This is a genomic window from Pedobacter sp. (assembly GCF_045628745.1).
Taxonomy (GTDB): Bacteria; Bacteroidota; Bacteroidia; order Sphingobacteriales; family Sphingobacteriaceae; genus Pedobacter.
This window is the reverse complement of sequence record NZ_JAZQPU010000126.1, coordinates 1-7,060: the sequence shown is the minus strand read 5'-3', so window position 1 is coordinate 7,060 and position 7,060 is coordinate 1. Positions and strand designations below refer to the sequence as shown.

Annotated in this window: 7 protein-coding genes; 2 read left to right on the top strand and 5 right to left on the bottom strand. The window is 40.5% G+C overall.

What is annotated here, in order from left to right; translation table 11 throughout:
* The coding region (locus tag ACR2F7_RS05320; RefSeq protein ID WP_432712551.1) for a TonB-dependent receptor at positions 1-1,822 on the top strand (1,822 nt) is incomplete at its 5' end.
* A gap of 337 nt (positions 1,823-2,159) precedes the next feature.
* Here the strand turns inward: ACR2F7_RS05320 and ACR2F7_RS05315 are convergent.
* Together ACR2F7_RS05315 and tal are read right to left on the bottom strand one after the other, a co-directional pair.
* Complete coding sequence (locus ACR2F7_RS05315; protein WP_432712550.1) at positions 2,160-3,038, bottom strand: SDR family oxidoreductase; 879 nt, start codon at positions 3,036-3,038, stop codon at positions 2,160-2,162.
* A 37-nt stretch (positions 3,039-3,075) separates the two neighbouring features.
* Positions 3,076-4,167: a transaldolase gene (gene tal / locus ACR2F7_RS05310; RefSeq protein WP_432712549.1), complete on the bottom strand. Its 1,092-nt coding sequence runs from the start codon at positions 4,165-4,167 to the stop codon at positions 3,076-3,078.
* 142 nt (positions 4,168-4,309) lie between these two features.
* Here tal and ACR2F7_RS05305 point away from each other — a divergent pair, with 142 nt between their 5' ends.
* The gene (locus tag ACR2F7_RS05305) at positions 4,310-4,906 is read left to right on the top strand and encodes a hypothetical protein (protein WP_432712548.1); all 597 of its coding nucleotides are present in this window, start codon (positions 4,310-4,312) and stop codon (positions 4,904-4,906) included.
* Positions 4,907-5,119: 213 nt separating this feature from the next.
* On the opposite strand, the gene ACR2F7_RS05300 is transcribed toward ACR2F7_RS05305, so the two are convergent.
* The 3 genes from ACR2F7_RS05300 to ACR2F7_RS05290 all read right to left on the bottom strand — a co-directional run.
* Positions 5,120-5,536 (bottom strand): response regulator, encoded by a 417-nt coding sequence (locus tag ACR2F7_RS05300; RefSeq protein ID WP_432712547.1) that lies wholly within the window; start codon positions 5,534-5,536, stop codon positions 5,120-5,122.
* 158 nt (positions 5,537-5,694) lie between these two features.
* On the bottom strand, positions 5,695-6,345 hold the full coding sequence (locus ACR2F7_RS05295; RefSeq protein WP_432712546.1) for a response regulator transcription factor: 651 nt from the start codon (positions 6,343-6,345) through the stop codon (positions 5,695-5,697).
* 81 nt (positions 6,346-6,426) lie between these two features.
* A partial coding sequence (locus tag ACR2F7_RS05290) for a sensor histidine kinase (protein WP_432712545.1) occupies positions 6,427-7,060 on the bottom strand: 634 nt, incomplete at its 5' end.

Below are 7,060 nucleotides of genomic sequence, written 5' to 3'. Positions count from 1 at the left end.
ATGGGGTGATGAGCATGGAATTGAAATTGACCCTTATGGAATTTCCAGGGTAGAGGTGGTGAAGGGGCCTGCAAGTTTAACGTATGGTTCTGATGCCGTGGCGGGTGTGATCAACTTGATTCCTGATCAGTCGGTTTTGCCGCAAGGTGTTTTGAAAGGCGATTTCACCACAGAATACCAGCATAACAACGGCCTGTTTGGCAATTCATTAGGTTTGGCACTTCATCAAAACGACTGGCGTTTTGCTGTGCGTGGAAGTGGCAAAATAGCCCACAATTACCGCAATAACGTTGATGGCTATGTGTATGGTACGGCTTTTCGCGAATACAATTTATCTGCCAGCGCAGGGGTGTATAAAAAATGGGGGCATGCAAAAATTGCGGCCAATTATTACAATAACCTGCAGGAGATTCCTGATGGTAGTCGCGATTCGCTGAGCAGAAAATTTACCTGGCAGGTTTTGGATGATGGTGATGACCTTAAAACCAGACCCATTGTTCCTCAAAATGCTTTAAAAAGTTACAGCATAGTGCCGCTGCACCAGCATATTCAACATTACAGGCTTTACCAATCGGGACAATATAAATTGGGCGATGCGCTGCTGGATGTTTTAATTGGCGCACAGCAGAGTGTACGCAGGGAATATATGCACCCCACCATGCCTGATCAGGCTGGTTTATACCTCGAACTGAACACCTTTAACTTCGATGTGAAATATAATTTCCCCCAAATTAAAGGACTTGAAACCACTGTTGGGTTGAGTGGAATGTTGCAAACCAACAGAAATAAAGAGGCCACAACTTATCCTATCCCTAATTATAACCTGTTTGATGTGGGTGGCTTTTTCTTTGCCAAAAAATCTTTCGGCAAGGTTGATCTTTCTGCAGGATTGCGCATGGACCAGCGAAAGGTAGACTGGAACGACTTTGAGCAGTTTACAGCCTTCGACAAAATTTACAGGGGTCTATCAGGCAGCGCCGGACTAACCTATAACCTCACTGACAGGATTTTATTCAAAGCCAATATTGCCCGGGGATACCGGGCGCCCAACATTACCGAAATTGGCTCCAATGGTTTAGATCCCGGTGCACACATTGTGTACCTTGGCAACAGAACTTTCGTGCCTGAGTTTAACCTTCAACAGGATGTGGGCTTTATGGCTTACCTCAAAAATATTGACTTCAGTGTGGAGCTTTTTAACAACAACATCCAGAATTATATCTACCAGGCAAGACTCACTGATGAAAATGGCGACCCGGTGGTGGTCGTTCCCGGCAACCTAACTTATCAGTATAAGCAAGCTTCAGCACGCTTATATGGGCTAGAAACCAGTGTGAATATCCACCCACAAGCGATGCCTTGGTTAAATTTCAATAATAGTTTGTCTTATGTGGTGGGCCGTACCGGGAGAGTACCACTTCCATTATTGCCCCCAATGCAATTACGGTCGGAGTTGAAACTTACGCTTGCCGCTACAAAACATCATTTTTTTGCTAAACCTTATATCAAAATGGAACTTAACCACTATGCCGATAAGGACAGGTTTTATGCCATCGACGATACGGAAACTTTCACCAAAGGCTATACGCTTTTTAGTGCCGGATTAGGTACAGGTATACGAAATAAAAAGAAACAAACAGTGATTGACATATTTCTACAGGCAGAAAATATTTTTGATACCAGCTACCAAAGTCATTTAAACCGCCTGAAGTATTTTGAATATTATCAATCTTCACCGAATGGTAAATCCGGCATTTATAATATGGGAAGAAATTTTAGCATTAAGTTAATCGTACCCATCGGTCACGTTACTGTTAACTAATAATTGAGCTATCCTTTAGAGGGCATTGCCAGGGGGTTCGTTTATCCAAGCGATATAGGAAGGCCCTATGAAGGCCCTACCAACGCCCTCTGAACGCTATGGTAACTATAAGTTTTCGATTTCCTGTAAGTCATGTGCACAAGCCTTTTTTACGCTATAGCAAATTTTACCTAACCGCATCTTTTCTGACACAAACAGTCAACACAATGTGACTAACAATAATAGAATGACCTTGTTAAAATTCTCAGTAAAAAAAAGAGGCTGCATCGAAAACGATACAGCCTCTTTTCTGTTTTGATACAGGCACTTGTCTGTTTTAACAACAGCATAACTAAATTTAAATGGTAACCCTTCCACCTGTTACAGGTAATGTAGCCCCAGATACGTAACTGGCTTCATCACTTGCTAAAAATACGAATGCTGGCGAGACTTCTACCGGCTGCCCTGGTCGGCCTATGGGGGTGTCCTTGCCAAAATTCTCAGGCTCAGGCATAGTGGATGGTATTAAAGGGGTCCAGATGGGTCCCGGTGCCACCGCATTTACCCTGATGCCTTTTCCGGCTTCCAGTAAAATCTGACTTAAATTAGAAGTAAAATTCTGAATAGCGCCTTTTGTTGCCGCATAGGCCAGCAATTTCGGCGTAGGAGAATAAGCGTTTACAGAAGTGGTGTTAATAATGCTGCTGCCGGGTTTTAAATAAGGCTCCGCAGCTTTACACAAGTAAAACATCGCGTGAATATTGGTATCAAATGTATATTTCCATTCTTCTGATGGAATCGACTGCAGATCTTCTCTGGCCATCTGAAAGGCAGCATTGTTAACCACAATATCCAGCTGCCCAAATTCTTCTACGGCTTTTTTAACCAGGGCAATACAATGCTCCTCCTGACCCACATCCCCTTTCATTAAAACAGCTTTTCTTCCTGCATCTTCAATATAGCGGGCAGTATCCTGAGCATCTTTATCTTCGACATCGCCAAGGTAAGATAGCAATACATCAGCCCCCTCACGGGCAAAAGCAATGGCTACAGCCTTTCCAATGCCGGAATCACCGCCGGTAATAATTGCCTTTTTACCAGTCAGCTTACCACAACCTTTATAAGATTCTTCACCATGATCTGCCTTTGGCGATAATTGAGCTTCTATACCCGGTGTATCCTGTTCTTGTTTTGGGAATGGCGGAATAGGGTATTTGGTATGCGGGTTATTATCCATAATCAATGTTTTTACAGGTTTAAATTAATGCTTAAAATTACTTTAAATGGTTTTCGATAGTCTGAATCAATTTATTATAAGGATTGATAAATTTCTCAATGCCCTCTTCTTCCAGTTTTGCGGTGACCAAATCAAAGTCTATTCCCGCATCTTTAACTTTGGTTAAAATTGTTTGGGCTTTGTCCAAATCCTGCTCAAGACTTAAAGAAGGACTTCCTTCTTCCCTATAAGCTATAATCGTCTCCATAGGGACCGTATCTACGGTATCAGGACCAATGAGTGCATCTACATATTTCGTTGCTTTAAACGCAGGATTTTTACTACTGGTGCTAGCCCACAATAACCTTTGTGGTTTTGCTCCTGCAGCACGTAGTTTTTCCCAGCGCTCGCTGCTGAAAATTTCTTTATAAATTTGGTAGGCCATTTTTGCAGAAGCGATCGCTACTTCTCCCTGGTATTCTTTTAAGCCCTTTTCTTCTAACAGGGGATCAATCAAAACATCTATGCGACTTAAGAAAAAACTGGCTACAGAAGCAATATGCTCAAGTGGCTGCCCTTTTGCCAACCTGGCTTCCAATCCACTAATATAAGCTTCTGTTACAGCTCTATACCGGTCTAAGCCAAACAAAAGCGTTACATTGACATTGATACCCTCCTCAATAGAATGCCGGATGGCTTCCAGCCCTTCTGCCGTACCAGGAATTTTGATCATCACATTTTCCCGATCTACTTCTTTCCATAATTCAACGGCCTGAGCGATGGTACCATTTGTATCTCTGGCGAGCCGTGGAGATACTTCCAGGCTTACATAACCATCAGCCCCTTTAACTTCTTCGTTAAATACCTGCTGAAATAAGTCTGCCGCATTCCTGATGTCCAATATGGCCATCTGGTAAAACAAGACCTCCAGGTCAGAGGTTTCTTTTGCCAACCGGATCATGTCTTCCTGGTAATCATCGCTGCTGTTGATGGCCTTTTCAAATATAGCAGGGTTTGAAGTTACCCCTCTAACCCCATCTTCATCGATTAAACGTTGTAAATCTCCCGATTTAATAATCTGCCGATCAATAAAATCAAGCCAGATACTCTGGCCATAATCGTGTATTTGTTTTACTTTATTCTTTTCCATAAATATGAATTTTAAAAGCGAAACTCCTTGAATGCATCAAAAGCCTAAGCTTCATCGCCCGTTAAAAAGCAAATCACGCTTATGGAAAACAATATCGCTGCTAAACAGTTTTTCATAAAATCGATAACCTAAAATTACTTTGATGAGCACACCTATCCCAGAACAACATGAAGGCAGTAAAATGGATATTACAGCCAAAACAACTTTCGACAGCAAAGAGGAGGCAATGGCATTTTATGAAATTGCAAAGGCTAGACTTATGGCCGTATACGATTGGTATGATGTATGCCAGGTGCCGGTTTCCACTTTTATGCTGACAGATCAAAATGGCAATGAAGTAAAAAGACCTGTTCAAGAAGGAGATTACCTGAAAATTGACATCCCGGGTCCGGGCAGTTCTACAGGCGACGGATACGATTGGGTAAAGGTTGAGCAGGTTTTATCACAAAACGAAAACCAGGCTGATGTCACCAGCATTACGGTAAGGCCAGCTGCAAACCCTAACAATGAAAAAACGGATACAGCACACTTTTTCGAGGATACCGCAACCTCTACTTTCCAGGTCAAAAGAATAGGCAGCGAAGTATATGCCGAAGTCCATGGTCGCAATGAAAAAGCTAACACGGATACCGAGAAACTCACCGACAATATCAGGAATACCCTTGTAGGTTGGTCCGCTAAATTAGGCCTGTCTTATCCCCAATGGAAGAGCCTTGTCAATGGGCTTGTGCAAAGATAAACCCATCAAATAGACCATCAGTTTACCACGCTAAAGAGTCTTTTAATGTCGTTTTCTTTATAGTTAAATTAAAAATTATATGTTTTTAATTATCAATTAGTTACTCACATTAACCTTGACAATCAGTACATTACTAAATTTTTTATGGAACCTATTTGTATAATACAGTAAATCTGTCATTTAATAACAACACCTTCAGTTTTTATTGAACTGCTATTTTTGCAAATGCTGGTCTGTAAATTTGTGTTGCTGGAAATAAAAACGGGCAGGTGTAGTAGAAATTGTTTTTTGGATGACGGCTAGTAAATGTTTCATATCAAAAGGTTTTGACACGAAAGCATCACAGCCATAATTTCCTAACGACTGGATGATGCGCTCATAGGCAGAAACGATAATTACAGGGAGGTCTTTGGTGACTTCTGTGCGCTTAAGTTCGGCGCACATTTCGCCACCGTTGATGCCCGGCATCAGGTAATCTATGATGACCAAGTCGGGTTGATGTAAATGAACAAGTGCAACGATATTATCTGTGTAGCTGCTGGTTTGAACGTTATATCCGTAGAAGGTTAAAGTTGATTCCATCACTTCAAGCATGTCTACGTCATCATCAATTAATAATACTTTACTCATTATCTAGGAATTAGTAAAAATAAATGTCTGTATTAATAACTTTAATCTACCGAATAGAATTATTCTTTCAGACGATTAAATATAACAACAATTTAAAAGTAAAAATAGCGTAGATATACGTAAAAAAGATACATCAAACACCTGATTACCGGAAGGTATTATTTGAGAATTCCGTTTAATACAGCGTATTTTATTAGAGAGGCTGTATTTCTTGAGCCCGTTTTTTCGATCAGATTTTGCCGGTGCCCCTCAATTGTTCGTTTACTGATAAAAAGACGTTCAGACATTTCACTATTGGTGAGTCCTTCTGCAATTAGTTTAAGGACATCAATTTCTCTCATGGAGAAGTTTTTGCTAAGGTCTATACCACCGTCCTCTGCATAAGACCTTTGTATTAACCTATCTAACAACCTGTTACTGATTTCTGAACAAAGGTACTTCTCCCCTCTCCCTACATGTTTGACAGAAAATATCAATTCATCTGCAGAAATATTCTTCAGCAGGTAACACGAAGCTCCTGATGTAAAAGCCTGCATTACGTATTTTTCACTGTCATGCATAGAAAGGATGATTACTTTGATATCATCATTGATTTCTTTGATTTTACTGATCAGCGATAGCCCATCTATTTCAGGCATATTGATATCTGTTACAACCACATGAATGTTGTTTCCATTAGCAATAAGGCCAAGAGCTTCCCGGCCATTGGCTGCTTCTCCAACAACACTGATTTGCTCGTCGGTTTCTAACAGCATCTTAATGCCATTACGAACGATGTTATGATCTTCAGCTAGCAGTACATTCAACATGTGGGCAACGTTAATTTTTATGATATAAGTTAAGCTATTCTTATAATTATTAAAGCTGTTCAAGATAGGATTTTATTTATTTTAAATATCATCAAGTGGAGTTACATTTTTAAATTTGATGATAGTTGTGGTACCATGTGTGGTACTGTTAACCAACATTTCACCATCCAATAAAAATACCTTATTTTTAATTCCACTTAAACCAGCACCTTTTGGCTGTATAGCCATCGAATTCGGATCAAAGCCAGTTCCATTATCAGATACTGACATCATAATTTGTTGATCATTAAGCACAATTTTAATCTCCGCTACACTAGCTTTGGCATGTTTGATGGTATTATTAATTAATTCCTGTATAATACGGAATAAATAAAGCTGTACATCAGCAGGAAGCTGATTTACAGCTTTAGGGATGTTACATTTAATGTGGAAATTTGGCGTATTCAGGCGTTGAGCAATTTCATTGATGCCAGCCGTAAATCCAAAGTTTTTCAATACCGATGGGGTGAGCTCATAGGACATCTGCCGGGTGTCTTTGATGGCCTGTTCCAGGAGCTGGTTTACATTGCTCAGTTCATCTTTAAACTTGTGTTTGATTTGAAAACTCTGCAAATTTAACCTGATGCCATATAGAATCTGACAAATGCTGTCATGGAGGGTGCTGCTGATTTCTGCTCTTTCTTTCTCCTGAGCCATAATGGTGGCTTCAAGAATC

Bases quoted from the DNA above. Each gene is read 5' to 3' on its own strand.
- ACR2F7_RS05315 (WP_432712550.1), bottom strand. From the start codon at position 3,038: ATGGATAATAACCCGCATACCAAATACCCTATTCCGCCATTCCCAAAA.
- tal (WP_432712549.1), bottom strand. From the start codon at position 4,167: ATGGAAAAGAATAAAGTAAAACAAATACACGATTATGGCCAGAGTATC.
- ACR2F7_RS05305 (WP_432712548.1), top strand. From the start codon at position 4,310: ATGAGCACACCTATCCCAGAACAACATGAAGGCAGTAAAATGGATATT.
- ACR2F7_RS05300 (WP_432712547.1), bottom strand. From the start codon at position 5,536: ATGAGTAAAGTATTATTAATTGATGATGACGTAGACATGCTTGAAGTG.
- ACR2F7_RS05295 (WP_432712546.1), bottom strand. From the start codon at position 6,345: ATGTTGAATGTACTGCTAGCTGAAGATCATAACATCGTTCGTAATGGC.